General features: G+C 28.0%; 23 protein-coding genes. 12 read left to right on the forward strand and 11 right to left on the reverse strand.

Annotated features, from left to right (window positions below; genetic code table 11):
* Positions 1-3: 3 nt before the first annotated feature.
* The 7 genes from ACH5BF_RS01980 to ACH5BF_RS02010 all read left to right on the forward strand — a co-directional run bounded on the left by ACH5BF_RS01980 (position 4) and on the right by ACH5BF_RS02010 (position 8,679).
* Complete coding sequence (locus tag ACH5BF_RS01980; protein ID WP_423272331.1) at positions 4-2,181, forward strand: polyribonucleotide nucleotidyltransferase; 2,178 nt, start codon at positions 4-6, stop codon at positions 2,179-2,181.
* A gap of 263 nt (positions 2,182-2,444) precedes the next feature.
* Positions 2,445-2,813 (forward strand): response regulator, encoded by a 369-nt coding sequence (locus ACH5BF_RS01985; RefSeq protein ID WP_490372046.1) that lies wholly within the window; start codon positions 2,445-2,447, stop codon positions 2,811-2,813.
* A 16-nt stretch (positions 2,814-2,829) separates the two neighbouring features.
* Positions 2,830-4,974, forward strand: a complete 2,145-nt coding sequence (locus ACH5BF_RS01990) for a chemotaxis protein CheA (protein WP_423272332.1) — start codon at positions 2,830-2,832, stop codon at positions 4,972-4,974.
* Between the two features lie 11 nt (positions 4,975-4,985).
* A complete protein-coding gene (locus tag ACH5BF_RS01995) occupies positions 4,986-5,834 on the forward strand; it encodes a CheR family methyltransferase (RefSeq protein ID WP_423272333.1) in 849 nt (282 codons plus the stop codon).
* Positions 5,831-6,508, forward strand: coding sequence for a chemotaxis protein CheD (locus ACH5BF_RS02000; RefSeq protein WP_423272334.1), 678 nt, complete (start codon positions 5,831-5,833; stop codon positions 6,506-6,508). The genes ACH5BF_RS01995 and ACH5BF_RS02000 overlap by 4 nt, the downstream gene beginning before the upstream one ends.
* A 17-nt stretch (positions 6,509-6,525) precedes the next feature.
* Positions 6,526-7,599 (forward strand): protein-glutamate methylesterase/protein-glutamine glutaminase, encoded by a 1,074-nt coding sequence (locus ACH5BF_RS02005; protein WP_423272335.1) that lies wholly within the window; start codon positions 6,526-6,528, stop codon positions 7,597-7,599.
* A gap of 93 nt (positions 7,600-7,692) precedes the next feature.
* Positions 7,693-8,679 (forward strand): sensor domain-containing diguanylate cyclase, encoded by a 987-nt coding sequence (locus ACH5BF_RS02010; protein WP_423272336.1) that lies wholly within the window; start codon positions 7,693-7,695, stop codon positions 8,677-8,679.
* A gap of 25 nt (positions 8,680-8,704) precedes the next feature.
* On the opposite strand, the gene ACH5BF_RS02015 is transcribed toward ACH5BF_RS02010, so the two are convergent.
* From ACH5BF_RS02015 to hemW, 6 genes are all read right to left on the reverse strand, one after another.
* On the reverse strand, positions 8,705-9,757 hold the full coding sequence (locus ACH5BF_RS02015) for a tyrosine-type recombinase/integrase (RefSeq protein ID WP_423272337.1): 1,053 nt from the start codon (positions 9,755-9,757) through the stop codon (positions 8,705-8,707).
* 93 nt (positions 9,758-9,850) lie between these two features.
* Positions 9,851-10,129, reverse strand: coding sequence for a hypothetical protein (locus ACH5BF_RS02020; protein ID WP_423272338.1), 279 nt, complete (start codon positions 10,127-10,129; stop codon positions 9,851-9,853).
* Positions 10,130-10,143: 14 nt separating this feature from the next.
* A complete protein-coding gene (locus ACH5BF_RS02025; RefSeq protein ID WP_423272339.1) occupies positions 10,144-10,692 on the reverse strand; it encodes a hypothetical protein in 549 nt (182 codons plus the stop codon).
* Between the two features lie 51 nt (positions 10,693-10,743).
* The gene (locus tag ACH5BF_RS02030; protein WP_423272340.1) at positions 10,744-12,717 is read right to left on the reverse strand and encodes a M3 family metallopeptidase; all 1,974 of its coding nucleotides are present in this window, start codon (positions 12,715-12,717) and stop codon (positions 10,744-10,746) included.
* Positions 12,718-12,728: 11 nt separating this feature from the next.
* Positions 12,729-13,553: a peptide chain release factor N(5)-glutamine methyltransferase gene (gene prmC, locus ACH5BF_RS02035; protein ID WP_423272341.1), complete on the reverse strand. Its 825-nt coding sequence runs from the start codon at positions 13,551-13,553 to the stop codon at positions 12,729-12,731.
* Between the two features lie 48 nt (positions 13,554-13,601).
* The gene (hemW, locus tag ACH5BF_RS02040) at positions 13,602-14,669 is read right to left on the reverse strand and encodes a radical SAM family heme chaperone HemW (protein ID WP_423272342.1); all 1,068 of its coding nucleotides are present in this window, start codon (positions 14,667-14,669) and stop codon (positions 13,602-13,604) included.
* 55 nt (positions 14,670-14,724) lie between these two features.
* Between hemW and ACH5BF_RS02045 the strand changes: the two genes are divergently transcribed.
* Genes ACH5BF_RS02045 through folP form a run of 5 tightly spaced genes read left to right on the forward strand, consistent with a single transcriptional unit; the run spans position 14,725 to position 18,792 of the window.
* A complete protein-coding gene (locus ACH5BF_RS02045; protein ID WP_423272344.1) occupies positions 14,725-15,222 on the forward strand; it encodes an RNA pyrophosphohydrolase in 498 nt (165 codons plus the stop codon).
* A gap of 17 nt (positions 15,223-15,239) precedes the next feature.
* The gene (locus tag ACH5BF_RS02050; protein ID WP_423272345.1) at positions 15,240-16,451 is read left to right on the forward strand and encodes an aspartate kinase; all 1,212 of its coding nucleotides are present in this window, start codon (positions 15,240-15,242) and stop codon (positions 16,449-16,451) included.
* 2 nt (positions 16,452-16,453) lie between these two features.
* Positions 16,454-17,005, forward strand: coding sequence for a HobA family DNA replication regulator (locus ACH5BF_RS02055; protein ID WP_423272346.1), 552 nt, complete (start codon positions 16,454-16,456; stop codon positions 17,003-17,005).
* Between the two features lie 5 nt (positions 17,006-17,010).
* Entirely contained in the window at positions 17,011-17,643 is a 633-nt protein-coding gene (locus tag ACH5BF_RS02060) for a DNA polymerase III subunit delta' (RefSeq protein ID WP_423272347.1), read from the forward strand.
* Positions 17,644-17,652: 9 nt separating this feature from the next.
* Entirely contained in the window at positions 17,653-18,792 is a 1,140-nt protein-coding gene (gene folP, locus ACH5BF_RS02065) for a dihydropteroate synthase (RefSeq protein ID WP_423272348.1), read from the forward strand.
* A gap of 23 nt (positions 18,793-18,815) precedes the next feature.
* Here the strand turns inward: folP and ACH5BF_RS02070 are convergent, their stop codons facing one another.
* The 5 genes from ACH5BF_RS02070 to ACH5BF_RS02090 all read right to left on the reverse strand — a co-directional run bounded on the left by ACH5BF_RS02070 (position 18,816) and on the right by ACH5BF_RS02090 (position 22,709).
* Positions 18,816-19,646, reverse strand: coding sequence for a prephenate dehydrogenase (locus ACH5BF_RS02070; protein WP_423272349.1), 831 nt, complete (start codon positions 19,644-19,646; stop codon positions 18,816-18,818).
* Positions 19,647-19,742: 96 nt separating this feature from the next.
* Positions 19,743-20,711, reverse strand: coding sequence for a tyrosine-type recombinase/integrase (locus ACH5BF_RS02075; RefSeq protein ID WP_423272350.1), 969 nt, complete (start codon positions 20,709-20,711; stop codon positions 19,743-19,745).
* A gap of 73 nt (positions 20,712-20,784) precedes the next feature.
* Complete coding sequence (locus ACH5BF_RS02080; RefSeq protein ID WP_423272352.1) at positions 20,785-21,075, reverse strand: helix-turn-helix transcriptional regulator; 291 nt, start codon at positions 21,073-21,075, stop codon at positions 20,785-20,787.
* Position 21,076: 1 nt separating this feature from the next.
* Positions 21,077-21,319, reverse strand: a complete 243-nt coding sequence (locus ACH5BF_RS02085; RefSeq protein WP_423272353.1) for a hypothetical protein — start codon at positions 21,317-21,319, stop codon at positions 21,077-21,079.
* A 1-nt stretch (position 21,320) separates the two neighbouring features.
* Positions 21,321-22,709: a rolling circle replication-associated protein gene (locus ACH5BF_RS02090; protein ID WP_423272354.1), complete on the reverse strand. Its 1,389-nt coding sequence runs from the start codon at positions 22,707-22,709 to the stop codon at positions 21,321-21,323.
* Positions 22,710-22,787 lie beyond the last annotated feature (78 nt).

Consider the following 22,787-nt stretch of genomic DNA (forward strand, 5'->3'; position numbering starts at 1 on the left):
AGTATGTCAACAGTATGTGAATTCGAATTAAATGAAAAAGAAGAGATTTTTGAGTTTGGCAAAGTTGCTAAACAAGCTAATGGTTCGGTATTAGCAAAAATAGGAAATGCAGTAGTTTTAGCTACTGTAGTAAGTGAATTTGACAATCCAGTGGAAGAAGACTTTACTCCATTGACTGTTCAATATGTTGAAAAAACATATGCAGCAGCAAAACTTCCTGGTGGATTTATTAAAAGAGAAGCAAAACCAAGTGAGTTTGAAACTTTAACTTCAAGAGTTATTGATAGAAGTTTAAGACCATTATTTCCAAAAGGTTATGTTTATCCTACAACTATTACTGTAATGGTTTTAAGTGCTGATAAAGATGTTGATTTACAAACTTTAGCTTTAAATGCTGCGAATGCTGCTTTATATACTTCTAATCTTCCTATTAAAAAATCAGTTTGTGGTGTAAGAGTTGGTAAAATTGAGGGTGAGTATGTTGTAAATCCTACATCATCTCAATTAGAAGACTCAACACTTGATTTATATGTTGCAGGTTCTAAAGATGAACTTTTAATGATTGAAATGAAATCTATTTCAAGCTCAGAATTAGTAGAAGTTGATATTGAAGCATTTACTAAAGTTCATCATGCAAATGAAATGAGTGAAGAAGAACTTGTTGAAGCAATTGCTGTTGCTCAAAAAGCTTTATATGAAGCAAACAAAACTTATGAAGATGGTTTTGAAAGTGTGTGTGCTCCTATAAAAGATGTCGAATTAGTTGAATTTACAATAGATGAAGAAGTAATTGACTATGTAAGAGACAATTACTCTTCAAATATTAAAGATGCAATTAAAAAACTTGCAAAAAGTGAAAGAGCAACAGAGTTAAAAGATGTAGCTAAGCTTATTGCTAAAGATGAAAATTGTGTTTCAAAAGAGATTGAATATAGTACAGTATATGAAGCAGTATCTGTAGTAAAAAGAGAACTTGTAAGAGATATGATTGTAAAAGATAAAGTAAGAGCAGATGGAAGAGGACTTAAAGATGTAAGACCTATTTCAATTGATACAAACATTTTACCTTCTGCACACTCTTCTTGTTTATTTACAAGAGGAGAAACTCAAGCTTTAGTTGTTGGAACAATCGCTGGAGCAAAAGATGGACAAATGTATGAAGTTTTAACTGACAAATCAACTTCAATGGAAAACTTTATGGTTCATTATAACTTCCCTGGATTCTCAGTTGGTGAAGCTAAACCAATGTTTGGAGTTGGAAGAAGAGAGTTAGGACATGGTAACTTAGGTAAAAAAGCTCTTGAAGCTACAATTGATAAAGATTATACAGAAACTATTAGATTAGTATCAGAAATTTTAGAATCAAATGGATCTTCTTCAATGGCTACAGTTTGTGGAGGTTCATTGGCACTAAAAGCAGCAGGTATTCCTGTATCTGATTTAGTTGCAGGTGTTGCAATGGGTATGGTTGTTGAAGGTGATGAGTATGCTGTTTTAACTGATATTATGGGATTAGAAGATCATGATGGTGATATGGACTTTAAAGTTGCAGGTACTAGAACAGGAATTACAGCACTTCAAATGGATATTAAACTTGGTGGAATTGAGCTATCTGTATTAAAAGAGGCATTACTTCAAGCAAAAGAGGGTAGAGAACATATTTTAGGTTTAATGGAAGAAGCAGCAGAACAAATTGTACCAAGTGATGCTTTGCCTTTAGTAGAGCAATTTGCAATTGATCCTAGTAAAATGATGGTTGTTATTGGAAAAGCTGGTGCAACTATTAAAGAAATTATTGAGAAATTCTCAGTTGCAATTGATTTAGATAGAAACTCTGGTAATGTAAAAGTTAGTGGTGAATCTAAACAAAATGTATTAGATGCTTGTGAGCATATTAAATCTATTTCAAATAATGCTCCTGCAAAAAAAGAGTCAAAAAATATTAACTTTGAAGACTTATATAAAGCAGAAGATATTCTAACAGGAAAAGTTGAAAGAATAGTTGACTTTGGTGCGTTTGTTTCTTTACCAAAAGGTGGAGAAGGATTACTTCATATTTCTAAAATCTCTAAAAAAAGAGTTAATAATGTTTCTGATGTATTCTCAGTTGGAGATAATGTAGAAATTAAAGTATTAAATGTTAAAAAAGACAGAATAGAACTATCAGCAGCTTCACTTTAAAATAAAAAGACTTAGGTCTTTTTATTTACTTACAAAAAATAAATAATTTTAAATCTTACCTTAATAGTAATAAAAAGTAACAAACAATGTTTGGTATTTATAACTTTTATGATATAATATAAAACAATGATATAGCAATATATGCTAAACTTTGTCATTCAGATGTAATATAGTAAGAATTATTTTAAATTATAAACTTACATTAATATTTCTTACGATAGTATAGTAAAAATAATTTTTTTAAAAAACTAAGGGGTTTTATAATGGCTAAGCTTTTAATTGTAGATGATTCTACTATGCTAAGAGATATGCTAAACTATGCATTAAATGAAGGTGGATACACTGATGTTACAGAAGGTATCGATGGTGTAGACGGTTTAGCAAAAGCTAAAGCAGAAGAGTTTGACTTAATTATCACAGATGTAAATATGCCAAATATGGATGGATTAACATTAATTGGTGAATTAAGAAAACTTCCACAATATTCAAAAAAGCCTATTTTAGTTCTTACAACTGAAAGAAGCGATGAAATGAAAGCAAAAGGAAAAGCAGCTGGTGCTACTGGTTGGATTGTTAAACCATTTGTTCCAGATCAATTACTAAAAGCTGTGAATATAGTTTTAAGTAGATAATAAAAAAGGGGTTATCATGTCATTTGATATTTCTAAATACAGAGAAATGTTTCTTGAGGAGGCTGAAGAGCTTTTTGAATCTGCAGATAATGTTTTATTAGAAGCAGAAAACAATGGAGCATTAACTGATGATGAAATGGGTCAACTTTTTAGAGATGTACATACTTTAAAAGGTAGTGGTGCATCTGTAGAATTGACTATGTTTGCTGAGTTTACACATGATGTAGAAAACATGATGGATAAACTAAGGAATCACGAAATAGAATTTATTCCAGAAATGGCAAGTACTCTTATTGATGGTTTAGACGTAATGAGAGAAATTCTAGACTTAGAGGTTGCAGAAACTCTTACAAGAGAAACTTTTGAAGATATGACAAAAGATCTTTTAGAAGAGATTAGATCTTACTCAAGTGGTGATGTACCTGTATCAAAAGAAAAAGCAGCAACTGTAGAAGTTAAAAAAACTGTTGAAGAACCAAAGCAAGAGATTAAATCTGTAGATCATATAGAAATCGACAATGACAATATTGGATTTTTTGATGATGACCTAAATGAACAAAAAAATAGCAATGCCTATGGTATTTTTGAAGATGATTCAATTGATGAAAAACATAAAAATTATGGATTCTTTGATGATGATTTAGAAGAGTTAGCTATTAGTATGGATGATTCAGAAGAAGATATGATTGATACTAATGATGACAGAGAAGATTTTGGTTTCTTTGATGATGTTCCTTCAATTACACCTGATTCAGTTATGGAAACAAACAGTGTTGAGCAAAATACAACAAAAACTGTTGAAGTTAAAAATGTAGAAAAAGCAGATACTGTTACTGCTGTAACTGAACAAGTTGAAGAGAGTAAAGAAGAAGTTACTTCTACTGAAACTAAAGAAAGACCTTCAAGAAAACCAAGAGATCAAAAAGAGGGTGCTAAGAAATCTGCAGCAAGTAGTAATATTAGAGTTAATCTTGATAAAATTGATTTATTAATGAATAATGTTGGAGATTTAGTAATTACAAATGCAATGTTAACTCAATTCGCAACTACAATTGAAGCAGCTAAAACTAGAAATTCTGTACTTGAAAGATTAGAGCTTCTTGAAAGACATATTAGAGATATGCAAGATTCAATTATGAGTATTAGAATGGTACCAATGGAATCTATTTACTCTAAGTTCCCAAAAGTTGTTAGAGATATTTCAAGAAAACTTGGTAAAAAAGTTGAATTTATTCATTATGGTGATAATGTTGAGATTGATAAAGCTATGATTGAGGGACTAACTGATCCTTTAATGCATATTATTAGAAACTCTCTTGATCATGGACTTGAAACAACTGAACAAAGAATTGAAGCTGGTAAATCAGAAGTAGGTTCTATTACTATTTCAGCAGAGCAGGCTAATGGTCAAATGATTATTACTATCGAAGATGATGGTAGAGGGATTAATGCTGAAAAAGTTGCTCAAAAAGCCTTAGATAACGGGCAAATTGATGAAAATCAATTTAAAACTATGAGTGATAAAGAAAAAGCAATGCTTGTATTTGGTGCTGGTGTTTCAACAGCAGATCAAATTACTGATATTTCAGGTAGAGGTGTTGGAATGGATGTTGTTAGAACAAACATTCATAAATTAGGTGGAGCGATTGAATTAGATACTAGTGTTGGTGTTGGTACTACTATTACTATTATGCTTCCTCTTACACTTGCTATTCTTGATGGTCTTGACATTGCTGTTGGAGATAAAAAATATATTTTACCACTAAGTTCTATTGTTGAGTCATTACAACCAAGTTCTGACATGATTAAGAAAATTGGTGATGGAACTCAAGATCTTTTAATGTTAAGAGAAGAATTTATCCCAGTTGTTAGACTTCATGACTTATTTGGAATTGAGAAAAGTTTTGAAAAACTTGAAGAAGGTATGTTAATTGTTGTTAAATCAAGTAACACAAAAGTTGCTTTATCAATTGATGAATTCCTAAATCAACACCAAGTTGTTGTAAAACCTTTAGATAAAAACTTTAGAAGTGTTCAAGGTATTGGTGCAGCAACAGTAAGAGGTGATGGAAGTATTGGACTTATTTTAGATGTAGTTGGTATTATCAATGCACAAATAAAAAGAGAGAAAGATATGAGCTTCGCAAAGAAGGCTTCATAGTAGAACCTTAGATGAAAAAATATAGTACTCAAGATGCTCATGATAGAATAAAAAAACTTCTTTATTCTCTGACAGGGATTACTCTGGCAGACAATAAAGATATTATGATTTCAAATAGAATTGATAAATTAAAAAGAGATTCAAAATATCAAGGTGATATTATGGATCTTTTAGATTTAGTTGAGAGTGGAAGTTATGTTTCTGAGTTTATTAACTCATTTACTACAAATAAAACTCACTTTTTTAGAGAAGATTTTCATTTTTTAGATTTAAAAGATAGGGTACTACCTCAAATAGCAAAAGAGGGTGGTAAAATACAAATGTATTGTTCTGCATCTTCTACAGGAGAAGAGCCTTACTCAATGGCCATGACTGTATTAGAAGCAAAAGAAGAAATGAGTAAATTTATAGATGCTTCTATAATTGCTACTGATATTGATACAAATGTTTTACAATATGCAGCAAATGGTATTTATAGATTCTCAAAATCTTCTAAAGAGTTTCCAAGTTGGATTAAACCTCAAAAATATTTTAAAAGAAGAGTTCAAAAAAATCTTGCAGGTGAAGAAGTTTTAATTAAGGTAAAAGACGAATTAAAGAAAATGATTACTTTTAAAGTAATGAATTTAAATGATAGTTCGTATCCTTATCAAAATAACCAATTTGATGTAATTTTCTGTAGAAATGTTTTAATTTACTTTTCAGCAGAAGATCAAAATAAGATTCTTAAAAAACTTTTTAGACATTTAAAAATTGGTGGGACTTTATACTTAGGACACTCTGAAAATCCTCAAGATCTAATTAATTATGTTAGTAGAGTTGGACAAAATATTTTTGTAAAACAAAAGGAAATAAATTGATTGTTATTGGTCATAAAGATGGTAGTATCGAAAAAGCATCAGCTGTAAGATTTACTCAGAAAACAAAAGGTTTGTTAACTCATACAGTAATTGGTGGAGAGTTTGCAGTTGGAAGTGATATTGAAAATATTGCTTTTAAAACTCTTTTAGGTTCATGTGTAGCAATTATGTTTTATGATAAAGTAAAAAAGATTAAAGCAATGAACCATTTTTTATTACCAACAACAAATAATACAAATGATGATATGAAGTATGGTTTATATTCTGTTGAGGCTATGCTAAATGAAATGTATAAATTAGGTTGTGCTAAAAATAATATGGTTGCAAAGATTTCAGGTGGTGCTGATATTATGCAACTTAATATGTCTTCATTATCTATTGGACATAGAAATGTTGAGTTTGCTAAAGATTTTTGTAAATCAGAGGGTTTTAAACTTATTAGTGAACATACAAGAGGTGAGCACGGTAGATTGATTCTTTTAGCTGATGAATTTCAAACTTTTATTAAAGTTACTCAGAAAAGTGAAACTGATAGTAAAATTGCTACTGAAGAACAATCATTACAAAAAGAGATTACAAAAGCACCAGTTATCAAAGAATACGTTGGTGGTGTTGACTTATTTGGTTCAGATAAACAAGAAGCTGAACCTCAAATGGAAATTGATCTTTTCTAAAAAAGGTAGATATAGTAGTGTATACAGTTTTGATTATTGACGACTCTCCTTCAATGAGAAGAGTCATAAAAGATATGATAGATTCAATTGATGAATTTGAAGTTATTGCTACAGCAGTAGATGCTTATGATGCAAGAGAAAAAATTAAACAGTATGAACCTGATTTAGTTACTATTGATATTAATATGCCTAAAATGGATGGAGTTACATTTTTAAGAAATCTTATGAGACTTCACCCTATGCCAGCTGTTGTTATATCTGGTGAAGGTGTTAGAGGAAATGATATTTTTGATGATGGCGCAGTAGGGTTTATTCCAAAACCTGAAGTTGGGGAATCAATGATGTCTTTTCATGAAAGAATAAAAGATACATTACTTAATTTAACGTTTCTTTTAAAAAGATATACTTTAAAGAAACCAAAACCATTAAAACAAGTTAAGGTTACAAAACTTGAAGTTCATCATAAAGTTCATCCTGATGAAGTTATTCCATCAAGACCAGCATTAATGCCTGGGAGTAAAGTTATTGCAATTGGTTCATCTACAGGTGGAGTTGAATCTTTACTAAAAGTATTTAGAGATTTACCAAGTGGTTTACCTCCAATTGTTATTACTCAGCATATTCCTTATGGTTTTTCAAACTCTTTTGCCCATAGATTAAATGATAATTCTCAAGTTAATGTACATGAGGCTAAAGATGGTGAAATTTTAGAGAGAGGTTGTGCATATTTAGCTCCTGGTAATATGCATTTAACTATTGAAAAAATAGGTTCTGTTTATAAAACTAGATTATTAGATACAACAAAAGTGAGTCAACATAAACCAAGTGTTGATGTTCTATTTAGATCTGTAAATAATAGTGTAGGTTCTTCTGCAATGGCTGTTATGATGACTGGAATGGGTGATGATGGTATGATTGCTATGAAAGACATGTTTGATAATGGTGCTTACACAGTTGCTCAAAATAAAGAATCTTGTGTTGTATTTGGAATGCCTATGAAGGCAATTCAAGCAGGTGCAGTAAAAGATATAATACACTTAAATGAAATAGCTCAATATATTGTAGAGTTCTCAAAAGGGAAAAGAAGATAAATAAAACTTTTCTTCTTTTTTAATTATTTTCAAAACATAATTTTGTTATTGTTACATAATTTGTTAGATAAATATTATTAGTTAGGATTTTTTTTGAAAAAAGAAAACTATTTAAAAGAAGAACTGTATAATTTAATAAGAGAAGATATTTCAATTTTTGAGTTTATTCAAGAATCAAGTTTAGATGGAATCTGGTATTGGGATTTAGAAAACCCTCAAAATGAATGGATGAGTCCTAAATTTTGGCAAATTCTTGGATATGACCCTACTGAAATGAAACATAAATCATCAGAATGGCAAGATATTATATTTAAAGAAGATTTAGCTTTAGCTATTGAAAATTTTAACTTACACATACAAAATCCTGAACATCCTTATGATCAAATTGTTAGATACAAGCATAAAAATGGCTCTACTGTATGGATAAGATGTAGAGGTATGGCAATAAGAGATAAAGATGGAAATGCAAAAAGAATGCTTGGTGCTCATAATGATTTAACAACTATTATGCAGTTAAGAGAAAAACTTGAAGAAAAAAAAGCCTTAGAAGAGGCAAATGAGAAGCTTTATAAAAAGGCATATGAGGACTACTTAACAAAACTTTTTAATAGAAGAGGTTTTATAAAAAGAGTTAAGCCTATTATTGAACTCTCAAAAAGAGATAATACTCCACTAAGTTTAGCTATATTAGATTTAGATTTTTTTAAAAAAGTTAATGATACTTATGGTCATTTAGAAGGTGATGAAGTAATTAAAACTATTTCAGAAATTTTACTTGATACTTGTAGAAACAGCGATATTATTGCTAGATATGGTGGTGAAGAATTTATAGTTCTTATGCCACAGACTGGTAAAGAAGAAGCTTTTATTGCTGTGGAGAGAATTAGACTATATATACAAAATCATAAGATTGGAAAAATGGAAAATCAAACAATTAGTTGTGGTTTGACAAGTACTTCTCTAACAAAAGATGATAATGTTGATGATGTTTTAGATAGAATCATAAAAGAAGCAGATGATGCATTATATTATGTAAAAAATAATGGAAGAAATAGTGTAAAACATTTTAATGATTTATAAAATAAATTACACTATTTAATATTATTTAAAAAATGTCAGTTGTTTTTTCTAGTTTATCTTTATCAAAGTGAGTATAAATTCTTGAAGTATTAATATCTGCATGACCTAAAGACTCTTGCACTAAAATTAAATCTTTATTTTTTTGATAAAGTAGGGTAGCAAAAGTATGTCTTAACATATGTGCCCCATTCTTTTCTTTTCTTATTCCAACACTAAGAAGAATTTTCTCTACAATGCTACTTATATATGCTTGGCTTAAAGCTTTTCCTTTTTGATTGCAAAATAAAAGATTATTTTCACAACATTTTATATCTAACCATTCATTTAAATCGCTTTTTATGATATTTTCTTTTATCATTACAACTCTAGGTTTATTTCCTTTTCCTCTTACTTGTATAATATATGCATCACCATCTTTGTTGAAATCTTTTAAATCTATATTTATAGCTTCACTAACCCTAATGCCTGTATAAAGAATAGTTTTTATTACTAGTCTATTTCTTGCTGCAACTTTTGAACTAAAAGGATACTCGTTTATACCTTCAATAAATCGTTTAACTTCATCTTTTTGCATGAAAGAGGGCAGTTTAGTACCACTTTTCCCAGATAATCCACCCCAGTTTTTAAGCTCAATTCCATATCTATAAACATAGCTATTATCTTCTTCATTTTGTTTATCGATATAACCAAAAAAAGTAACAAGGCTTATTCTATAATTTTTTTTTGTAGCATCTGATAATCTACTTGTTTCAGTTGCTAGGAAATCACTTAACAGTTCTTCATCAATTTCTTTCATTGAAGAAGCACCAAAGTTAATCATAAATCTGTATAGCTTTTCAAGGGGTATATAGTATACATGAATACTATTTATCCCAATATTCCTAACTTCTTTAACTGTAAGTTTTAAATCATCTATAGATTTATATCCAGTAATTAGTTCTTTTAGAATTATGGCTAATCTATCTTTATCTTTAACTTGTCTATTAGATAAACTTGTGATTTTACTTCTTATAAACCTTGATAACCAGAATAAATAAGTATCACTAAATGTTGTTTCACAATCTAATGGATATTTCACTATATACCTTTAATTTAATATTTTACTTTTGGAAACTATAATTTCCAAACTTTTATATTTATGCTTTTGGTTACCTCTTTAATAGATTGCAGCTTACCAAAAACTTCCTGTTTCATAAGGATTTTCTTTTTGTGTGTCTAATTCTAAATATATATTATCACTATAATCCATGTATAAACTATAATCCCCTATGTAAACACTTTTTTCGATTTGTGATTTATTTAAATAAGCATCTTCGCTATATTCGCTTAAGTTCGTAAGATAGTATTCTACCATTGAAGGTGCCATATTATTTACGGCATCTTCTAGGCAGTTGAAGTCATTAACTCCAAAAGTATTATACAAAGAATTTTTATTTAATAGTATTGTCATTTTATCTTTTCAATTTATTTATTAAATCCATTTAACAATGAGGCCATTCTATTCAAATCAATTTTATTGTCATTAGAGTCATCTTCTTTACGCTCTTCCACTTTTAAGCCAAGATTATCAAAGGAGCTTAAGGCACTATTATTTGATTCACCCTCTTCTTCATCTTTATCATTATCTTGTTGTGTGTTTTGTTTATTGTTAAAACTACTTGAGTTATTGTTGTAATTATTTGAACTATTGTTATTTGTAGAATTTTCATCTTTTTTGTCTTTATCGTTATCATCATCACTTTTTGAGTTTAATAAAGATTCAATTTTTCCTAACATAGATGAAATATTTGAGTTGTCTTTTTCTTTATGTTCATTGAACTCTTCTAAATTACTCTCTAATTCCATTTTACTTAACTCTAATTCTTCTTTAGCAGACTCTAATTCTAAAACTTCATCTTCTAATTCAGTTATTCTATTTTTTAAATTTTCATTATCATTTTGAAGCTCTTCATATGCATTTATTAGTGTATTTAAAGCATTGTTTAATTTTGAAATTGTTTCTGCATTTGTCATTGTTATAAAATCCTTGTTTGTATTATAATTAAAAGTGTATTATTGCAAATTTTAGCTAATAATTCCATCAATTTTTAATAAAGAATCAACACTTGCTTGTCTTTGTGCAAAATCAAAGAATAATTCATCCATATTTTTTGAACCACCCTTACTTAATATTGTATCTTTATACTTAACTGCAAGCTCTTTGTTAAATACATTTCCTGAATCTAAGAACATATAAAATGCATCTGCACTTAAAACTTCAGCCCACTTATAAGAATAGTACCCAGCAGCATATCCCCCTGCAAAAATATGAGAGAATCCATTTTGGAATTTATTGTACTTAGGTGGTGTAATTGCAGCAAACTCTTTTCTTACATTATCTAATACATCTTGAACTTCTTCTTCAGTTTTGTATAGCTTTTGATGTACTTTAAAATCAAACAGTGCAAATTCAACTTGTCTTACTAATGCTAACGATGATTGGAAGTTCTTAGCTTTGATTATTCTTTCTATAGCTGCATCATCTAAAACCTCTTTTGTTTCATAATGTTTTGCAAATAGTTTTAAAATATCTTTATCATAAGAGAAATACTCTAAGAATTGTGATGGAAATTCAACAGTATCCCAAGCAACACCTGAAATACCACTTACATATGCTTCAGTAACCTCACTTAATAAATGATGTAGAGCATGTCCCATCTCATGAAATAGTGTAACAACATCAGAGTGTCTAAGTAGTGATGGTGTAGTTTCAGTTGATTGTGGGAAATTACATACAATATAAGCAGTAGGAAGATGAGTTATACCTTTTGAATCAGTATAGTGTGAATGCCAGTTATTCATCCAAGCACCCCCTCTTTTATCTTTTCTTGCTTCTAAGTCTAAATAGATTCTAGATTTTAGTTCTGAATTTGAACTTATATTATAAACTTTAACTTTTTCATCCCAAGCAGGGGCATTAACTTTTTCAAATTTAATATCAAAGATTTTATTTAAGAAATCAAAGAAACCATTTAGAACTGATTCTTGTTCAAAATATGGTCTATAATACTCTTCATCTAAATCATATTTAGCTTTCTTTAATTTTTCTGAGTAATAAGCCATATCTGATGATCTAAATTCATCATTAGAGATACCATCTTCTAAAGCTATTTGTTTTATCTCTTCTAACTCTTCTTTTGCTTTAGCTTTTCCTTTATGACCCAACTCTTCTAAAAATGATACAACTTCTTCTTCTGTTTTTGCCATTTTTGTTGATAAAGAGTATTGAGCATAACAATCAAAACCTAAAATTTTTACTTTTTCATCTTTCAGTTCTAATATCTCTTCAATAATTTTTCCATTTTGGGGTGCTCTTGTACAATAAGCTTTATAAATCTCTTCTCTTTTCTCTCTAGAAGTACCATATGTAATATATGCTAAGTAAGATGGAATTTGTAAAGTAAATTTATATTTTGTTTTTCCATCTTCTTCAACTTTTGCTAATTCTAAATCTGATTTTGGAATCTCTTTTACATCTTCAAAATCTTCAATTATCATTTCCCATGAATTTGTAGCATCTAATAAGTTTAGAGAAAACTTTTGTGATAGTTCTCCTAGTTTTAAATTAAGCTCTTCAAGTCTTTTCTTTTTATTATTATCTAAGTGGCAACCTGATAATTTAAAGTCTCTAATTTCATTTTCTAAAACTTTTAATTGTATATTGCTTAATATACTTTTTTCTTTAGACTGTATATCTATTAAAGCACTATAAATATTTTCATTTTGACCTATTTCAGTTTCATACTTTGAGATGATAGGAAGACAATCTTCATATACTTTTCTCGTTATTTCTGAGTTCTTTACTGAATCAATATGAAAAATAGGAGTTAAAAAATCATTAATACTCTCCCCTATTTCTTGATATGGTGTAACAAAATTTTTATATGTTTTTTCTTCTATATTTAATAAGTCATTTATTTTTGTTCTACTTTCATTAAGTAGTTTTTCTAATATATTTTTTGAATCTTCTAAGTTTTCTAAATTAAAATCTTTAAACATTTATTCTCCTTTTATTTTTTAAATTGTATTGTGAAACCTCTATCAAACTTTTCATAGTCTTGATAGAAACTATATTCTTTAATATTAAACTTTTTGAAATACTCTTCTAATGGTTTCTTTTGATCATATCCCATTTCACATAATAAATACTCAATATCTCTTTTGTTTGTTTCATCTATTATGTCTTTTAGAAGCTCATCTCCAATCTTTCCTCCAAATAATGCATTTGAGGGTTCATATTTTACATTTTCAGGAAGTTTATAATCATCTGCAATATATGGAGGGTTTGATATAGTCATATCTATATTTTCATCAACCTTTTCATATAGATTACTTAGTCTAAACTCTATTTTATGTTCAACATTATGTTTCTTTGCATTTTGTTTTGCTAATTCAATTGCTTTTTCATTTATATCTACAGCAATTATAGAAATATCTTCTATTAATAAGGCTAACATCACTGAAATTATTCCAGAACCTGTTCCTATTTCTAATACTTTAAAAGCTCTATTTTCTTTTTTTATAATTTCTACAGCATTTTCTACAAGAATTTCTGTTTCTGGTCTTGGTATTAATACACCATCTTTTACAATGAAGTTTTCACCATAAAAAGTGGCTTTATTTATTAGATACTCTATTGGATAGTTTGTTTCTCTTTTTTTGATTAGTTTTTCTAACTCTTTTTCTTTTGTAAACTCTTCATTATAATTTAAATGAAGCCAAATAGTATTTCTATCTAATAAATGCATCATTAATATCTCTACTTCTTTAGCTGGAATATGTGTTACATATTTCAATCTTGAAGAGTATTTTTTAATAGTTTCTTTTATTGTCATAATTTTTCAATCCTTTAAAACTTGTAATTATAGTAAAAACAGTTTTTATTACCCTAAAATATATAAAGCAAGCTCATCTGAAAGTAAAAACTCTATGTTATATATCCTATTCTCTTTTCTCTCAAGTTTACCATACTCTAATAAGTCTTTTATTTTCTCAAGTTCATTTTCGTTAAATATTGATAAGTCAACACCATTTGAACATCTAAATCCTAAAAGAGTTTTTTCTGTTTTTATATCATCTAAACTTAACTCTTCAAGTTCAATATTTAGTGGATTCTCAATATATTCTTCAATTGATTTTGTTGGATATCTTCTTTTATTTTCATAATAACCAACAGCTCCTGCTCCAATACCTAAATACTCTTTATGTTCCCAGTAACCATAGTTGTGTTTTGATTCAAACTCTTTAGCTTTAGCAAAATTTGAGATTTCATATTGTTTAAAACCTTTTGAATGAATATAATCAAAAATCTCTTTTGATAACTCTTCATCATCAATCTTTACACTACTTCTATCAAAGAATTTTGTACCTTCTTCTATAGTTAAAGAGTATGCACTTAAATGAGTTATAGGTAGTGAAAAAGCAGTATCAAAATCCTCTTTCATTGAAGATAGAGTATCTCCTTGTACACCATATATAATATCGCAATTAACACCATTAAAACCTATACAATTGGCATTTTGTATAGCTTTTATAGCACTTTTACTATTATGCGAACGACCTAGAAACTTTAGTTTATCTTGATGGAAACTTTGTACTCCAAAACTAATTCTATTTACTCCTAAATCATACATTCCTTTTTGCCATTCAAAGGATGCAGAGTTTGGATTTGCTTCAGTTGTTATTTCAGCATTCTTTTTTAAATAAGGTTTTATTAACTCAAAAACCTCTTCATATTCGTGGAATTTTATTGTTGATGGAGTTCCTCCTCCAATAAAAACAGTTTCTATTTCTTTACTATTTTTATCAACATAATTTTGTAACTCATGTTTTAATTGTTTTTTTAAGGCCTTCATATACTCCTTTTTTAGGTGAAACCTATCTGTATAGGAGTTGAAAGCACAATAAAAGCACTTACTGTCACAAAATGGTATGTGTATGTATAAAAGCAATTTTTAATCCTAGTAATTATATAATATCGGGCTAATTATAAGGGAAAATATATTTATGACTGATAAAAACGAGAAAAAAACAAATAATGAGAACAAAAATTTTAGACCGAACGTAGCAGCAATTGTACTATCAGCAAAATACCCTCATACATGTGAAATTTTTATTGCTTCAAGGACTGATGTAGAAAATGCATGGCAATTTCCTCAAGGTGGTATAGATGATGGAGAGAGTGCAAAAGAGGCATTATTTAGAGAACTAGAAGAAGAAATAGGCACAAGAGAAGTAGAGATTATTGCAGAGTATCCAAAATGGGTATCTTATGAGTTCCCTCCTGCAATTGCAAAAAAAATGCAACCTTATGATGGTCAAATACAAAAATATTTTTTAGTAAAACTAAAAAAAGGTGCAAAGATAGACATAAATACAGAAATTCCTGAGTTTAGTGAATATAAATTTGTACCAACAAAAAATATATACGATTATATAACCTTTTTTAAAAGAACTGTTTATAAACAAGTTTTAAAATATTTTAGAAATGAAGGTTATATTTAAGAAGGATAAAGAGTTAGATGTTAAAAGTACTTAAGTTTGGTGGAACAAGTGTAGGAACACTTGATAGAATTCAAAACGTTGCGAATATTATTAAAAAGATTAAAGACGAAGGTCATGACGTAATTGCTGTAGTTTCAGCTATGAGTGGTGAAACAAATAAGTTAATTGAATATGCTAATAGTTTCTCTAATGATCCTAAGGCTGATGAAATGGATATGCTTTTAAGTTCAGGAGAGAGAGTTACATCTGCCCTACTTTCTATTGCATTAAATGAACAAGGATACAAAGCTTGTTCTATGAGTGGTAGACAAGCAGGTATTGTTACTGATAATGCTCACACAAAAGCTAGAATTGAAGCTATTGATACAAAATCAATGAAAGATGCTATTAGTGATGGTAATGTAATTATTGTTGCAGGTTTCCAAGGTGTTGCACAAGACACAAATAGAGTTTCTACTTTAGGTAGAGGTGGAAGTGACTTAACTGCAGTTGCTATTGCAGGAGCAATTAATGCAGATGTTTGTGAGATTTATACAGATGTTGATGGTATTTATACTACTGATCCTAGAATTGAACCAAAAGCTAAAAAACTAGACAAGATTTCATATGATGAGATGTTAGAATTAGCTAGTTTAGGGGCAAAAGTTTTACAAAATAGATCAGTTGAAATGGCAAAAAAATTAAACGTAAATTTAGTATCAAGAAGTAGCTTCACTCCTGAAGTTGAAGGTACATTAATAACAAAGGAAGAAAATATTATGGAAAAACCAGTTGTAAGTGGTATTGCTTTAGATAAAAATCAAATAAGAGTAGGAATGTATGGTGTAACTGATAAACCAGGTATCGCAGCAGCTATTTTTACTTCACTTGCAGATAGTAATATTAATGTTGATATGATAGTTCAAACAGTTGGTGTTGATGGAACAACTGATTTAGACTTTACTATTCCAACAACAGATTTTGAAGCTTGTAAAAAAGTTATGGAAAAATTTAAGGGTGATGCACAAAATATAGATTACAATGACTCAATTTGTAAAGTATCAATTGTTGGTGTTGGTATGAAATCACACACAGGTGTTGCTTCTAAAGCATTCTCAACATTAGCATCTGAAAATATCAATATTAGAATCATCTCTACTTCTGAAATTAAAATTTCAATGATAATTGAAGAAAAATATGCAGAACTAGCTGTTAGATCTTTACATGAAGCATACGAACTGGATAAATAACAGTGCAAGAGTTTTTAAACTGGACAGTTGATTCAATTAGGGAAGATAGACTTATCTCTCCTTGGTTGGAAGAAAAAAAGTATGAATGGACACCTTTAGTATCAAAGAATATTGTAAATCTTTTAGAAAAAGGATGTTCAGTAATTGTTTTAACTGATAATGAAAGAGAATGGTACTTAGAGTATATTTTAACTCACATTAACTCTCCTAAGTTAAATAGACCATTTTTGCCTTTTTATGATTTTAAATCATTTTATAAATATATAGATAATATAAAATCAGATGATGATATTGCATATATTAAAGATATGTTAAATATCTCTTTTCCTAATGGGTATGTATTTTGGTATATTGGAAAAAGCCAAGATCCAAGAGCAATAATTCCAAAGGTTTCTAAAAACTCATTTTTATGGTTATTTGATGAAGAAAAGCAAGATGCTTTTAATCTAAGAAGTACTGACGAAGCATTAGATATGAAACTACTGCAAATGTTTAGATTATATAATAAAACAGTAAGTGCAGCACTATTCGCACAAATAAATGTGGAAAATTAAAGTTAATGATTACTGAAATAATTGAAAACTCAACTATACTTATAGTTAATGATTTAGAAGCTACTCTAAATGAGCTTGTTCCTTTTTATCCAAAACATCTTGTTAGGATAATTAAAAATGAGGAAAAAGATGAGTTTTTAATTGCACAGGCAAATTTAGCTATTAAAGAAGCTTACATAGCTTCAAATGAAAAAAAGTTTATATTTTTATGTGGTTCAGTATTTAGAAATGAAGCACAAAACTCTTTATTAAAAGTTTTAGAAGAACCTCCTAGAAATGTTGTTTTTATTTTAATAACTACTTCTAAGTCATCAATACTGCCTACGATTTATTCTAGGATGCCTTATAAGTATTTAAAAAAATCTATAGCAAAAGAAGTTTCTTCTTTAGATATTGCAAAACTTGATTTAAAAGATATGTATAATTTTTTAAAACAAAATCAAAAAATTTCTAAAAATGAAGCTAAAGATTTAATTGAATCAATTTTGCTAAAAGTAAAAGAACAACAAATTTTACTGGATGAAGCTCAATTAAATATATTTTCAAAATCTATAAAACTAATAGAACTTAATGCTAGACCTATTAATGTTTTAACTACCCTACTTTTATCTTTATCAAAACAAAAAAAATCTTTTTAAAGGATTTGTATGCAAACATACAAAATATCAATAAATGATGCTAAAAAACTATTTGCACAATTAAATTGTGATAAAGGCGGAGTGAATATACTCTCTAAAAAAGCAAAACTTCATACTTTATATATAAAACAAATGCATGTTGGCGCAGCAAATATATTAAAGCAAGATGCTTTATCTATTGGTGCAGATTTAGCTGTTCCAACTGGTGTTATTACAGCAAAGCAAAAGTATGTTGATGGAATATTATTGGGTACTACAAAACACTTTGAACTTTTATCAAGAAAAGAGTTAGCTCAACCTTTTGGTTTAAAAGATCTAGCAAAAAGTCTAAAAGAGTATATAAAAGAGCAAAAGTATAAGACTAAAATCATGGGTGTTTTAAATGCAAATGAAGACTCATTTTTCAAAGATAGTAGATTTAGTTCAAAACAAGCAAGCCAAAAAATTGAATCAATGATAGAAGATGGTGCTAATATTATAGATATAGGAGCTGTATCTTCAAGACCTGGAAGTGTAGCTGTTGAACCAAAAGTTGAGCTGGAGAGATTAAAAGATATTGTAGATACTATTTATGAAAACAAGTATTATGAAAAAGTTGAGTTCTCTATAGATTCTTATGAGCCTTTGGTTATTGATTATGTCTTAAATAAAGGTTTTAAAATAGTAAATGATATTACAGGTTTAGAAAATGATGAGGTATGTAAAATAAGTGCTAAATATAATGCTCAAGTTGTAATTATGCATATGCAAAATGATCCTAAAACAATGCAAAATAATCCTGAATATAAAGACGTAATGATAGATTTAGATGAATATTTTGCAACTCAAATACAAAAAGCTAACTCTTTTGGAGTAAATGACATAATTTTAGATGTTGGGATTGGTTTTGGTAAAACATTGGAACATAATCTTACTTTATTAAATAACTTAGAACATTTCAAACATTTTGGTTATGAATTATTAATTGGAGCTAGTAGAAAATCAATGATTGATTTAATTTCTCCTTCAAAAATAGAAGAAAGACTTCCAGGAACTTTAGCAATTCATCTTAAGTCTATAGAAAATGGAGCTTCTATTATTAGGTGTCATGATGTAAAAGAACACCATCAAGCAATCAAAGTTCAAGAAGCTATAAATAGTATAAATTAATTACGGAATGATGAGATACTTTTTTAAAGTATCTCATGTAAGCTATTTGCTTTTTTCATCCACTCTTTTAAATCATCATAATCTTGATTTTCAACCATATTTCTTACTTTTTTCATATGATCTTCAAATAAATCAATAGATTTTAATAGGTTTTCTCTATTTTGTTTAAAAATATCTGTCCACATTTCAGGACTTGATTTTGCTATTCTACTCATATCTTTAAATCCACCAGCAGCAAGTGCTATAATAGATTTTGGATCTTCATGACCCATAACTGTATTTGCTAGTGAGTATGAAATAGCATGAGGTAGGTGTGACATATAACATGCATGTATATCATGTTCATCTGCATCCATAACTACAATTCTCATTCCAATTTCTTGGAATACTTTAAATGCTCTATTTACATGAATGTTTTCGTTATCTTCAAGATTACATAAAACTACTGTTTTACCTTCATATAAATCATCAATAGCAGCTTTTGGTCCAGATTTTTCTGTTCCTGTCATTGGATGAGCTGCTATAAAATTTTGTCTAATAGATTCTGGAATATTTTTAACAATAAAATCTTTTGTAGAACCTAAATCCATAATAGTTGTATTATCTTTAATATCTAAAAATTCAGGAAGTATTGAAATAATATTGTCAACAGGTATTGCTAAAACAATTAAATCACACTTTTCTTTCAATGTTTTAATATCTACCAACTCATCCACAAGATTTAGTTCTGCTATTTCTTTTTTTGTTTTTTCACTTCTTGCGTAACCGTATACTTTTGTGGCTATTGCATATCTTTTTACAGCCTTTGCAAAAGAACCACCCATTAGTCCTAAACCAACAATTCCTATATTCAAATTTGTACCTTTAATTTTAATAATTTCGAGATTATATCTTAATATTTATATAAACAATATTTACAGAAAAAACACGATTTTAAGGGAAATATATAGTTATTGTGCTTTTTTTGTGTCAATTAGATTAATTATAATTCTCTTTTCTTCTTTTTGTGGAATCCATTGATAATAAATATTTTGAGTTATTGTAATATTTTCATGTCTTAGCATATAAGATACCCATTCTATTCTTTCACCATATGAAAGTTTTAAACTAGCGAATGTATGTCTTATTTGATGTATTCCACGCTTTTTAATATTTAGCTTGTTTAAAAGATTATTGAAATAATAACTAATAGTTGATGTATTATTAATTAATTTACCTTTAATTGAATAAAAAACATAATCTTTTAGTCCAGTTCTTAACCTTTGACTAATAAAATACTCTTTTGCTTCATATGGTAAATCAATAACTGCATTTGAAGCTTTTGTTTTTGCTTTTTGTTCTATACCGTTATATCTTCTACGAGATATTGAAATCTTATTATTTACAAAATCTATATCAGACCATTTTAAAGCAATAATTTCACCAAATCTCATACCAGTATAAAAAGCTATACAAAACATATTTCTATAAAAATTATCATCATTTAGAATTAAACTTATTTCTTCTAAATTGAAAGGATTAGGTTTATAATCACTTTCAAATTTAGGTTTTGTAATATCTTTAGTTGGGTTATGTGTTATAAAATTCTGTAAAATTGCATTTTCAAAGGCTAAATTTACAATAACTAATGAACTATTTAAACTACTTCTATTATCAAATAGATTAAAATATTTTTTCATTAAAAGAGGTGAAATATCTTCAACATATATATCTTTAAAAAATGGTAGAGTATATATATTTGAGCAAGACTCATAACAATCATAAGAATTATGTTTAATCTCTTTTTCTTTTTCTGCTAATGCTTTAATGATAAGATCATTAAAAAGGTGCTTATCTTTTTTAACAGTATGTTTTAATAAGAACTCATCATCTTTAAGATAATTTTGTATTTTTTTTCTATTTTTTGGAGTATCTTCCAAGCCTGTACTGAAACGATTTCCATTTAGCCTATAATATAAAAGGCCATTTTTAGGATATTTTTTTGATTTACGATTATAAAAAGTCATGTTTACCTTTATCTCTAATCGCACTTTCTATAAATACAATTCTAGTACTATTTTTATTAAGTACTCTTTTATAGTGTATATCTTTTTTAAATCTACCCTCTTCTATCATATTGTATAAAGTTTTATTAGATATCTTTAGATATTTAGCAACATTTGTAGGTTTTGACAAATCAATCTCTTTTTCTTTATTATTTAGCTCTTGTATTTTTTCTTCTATTTTTTCAATTTTAGTTAATAGTAAAGGTATGAGATCTAAATTTTCATATGGTACATTCATTCTAAGTATCTCCTTTTATTTTATTAAATTTATTTACATATTGTTCAAATCTACTTTTTAGATGTTCTTTTGCTTCATCTATAGATTTAAAGCTTTTAAATTTTGTTTCTTTAAATGTGTAATCAAAAAATACAAATGTTGCATTTTCTGAAAGTCTTATTTTTCTTATTTGAAAAACTATTTTGTCTTTTAAAATGTAATAGATTGTAGTTTCATCATTTTTTAGTGTATGTTCTTTTAACATCTTAAAATCCTAATGACTCTATAGTCTCAAATGTTTCATAAGGCATAGAGTTTATAAGTTCAAAGTTTCCGTTAACTAGTTCAAGTTTTTTATTATTAAACAGCCCTCTTTTAATCATTTCATTTTTAGTTACTTTGTAATGAGGTATATTTAATTGATCTATTGGTTTATTATCAAGTTCATTGAAGTAATCAGTTAATATTTTATTTGTCATTCTTGATGGTATAGGGATTGGATTAAATTTTTTTAGTTTATTATCTATACTTACATAATCAACACCATCAACGATAACATGAGGATTTCTAATTTTCTTTTTATATTTTAGTTTTAAATCAATTCTAAAAGGTTTATCTTTAGAAATGGTATCTTTCTTTTTTCCAAATGATTTAATTAGTTTATTTTTGTTAAAAACCTCGTAAGTACCGTTATGGTATCTAAGTACCCTGTCTTGTTCATCTTGAAACATAAAATAGTCATTCTCTTGATTCCATGAAGCAATGCCAGTTTTTATAATATCTGTTAGATAATGCCAGTCTTTTTCAATGATTGCAGTTTTTCTATAAACCCATGCAGGAACTAAAGAGTGAGAAGTAACAACTCTTAAAATTCTATGTTTAATATACCAACATTGTAATTCATCTAGCTCACTTTCATTCTCTACATCAAGAAATGATTTAAATAAATATTTTAAGATATATGCAGGAGCTGATTGAATATCCCATTGGAAACCATTTAGTTGACCTAATTTACAGTTTTTTAGTTTTTTAATATTTTGAGGTGCTGGAAAATACTCTCTATAAGCTTTTAAAAGGTCATTCTTAAACTGTACAGGAACATATAACATCATATGAATATGAGGTACACCATCTTTTTTATGAGGTTCTGCAACTCTTATATAGTGGGCTTTATATCCTGCTTTTTTGATATTTCTATATTTTGATGAACTTTGAAATCTGTATATTTGAAAGTTTAAAACATTGTATAAGTCTTTGATGGAAAAGTTTAAACCTTCATAAGCTTTATCTAGTAACTTACCAAATCTATCATTATTAGGTAAAATCTTTTTTTGTTCATCTAATATTTTATATTTTTTAAAAAATTTATCAAATTTACCATATAAAAAATCTCTATAATATCCATCTAAAGTAGCTGTTATAAAAATATTAGAATATTCTACAAGCTCACTTGATACTATCTCATTCATTGTATTTATTTTATTTATAATCTCTGAATAGTATCTTCTTGAATGATTAGCTGAGAAAGAAACATCTAAAAGTGATTTATATTGACCTGTTGAACCTATAAAGAATTTGTCTTTTAGATATGCTCTTTGTATTTCGTGTTTCTTTTGAATAACTTCTAAATCTTTTGTTGTTATACCATATTTCATTTTTACCCTCTTACGACAACTTTTGTTAATTTGACAAGGAACACTTTTTTTTGTTCGCTTCGCTCACAAAGAAAAAGT

The sequence above is a fragment of the Arcobacter pernae genome (assembly GCF_049472135.1).
Taxonomy (GTDB): domain Bacteria; phylum Campylobacterota; class Campylobacteria; order Campylobacterales; family Arcobacteraceae; genus Arcobacter_B.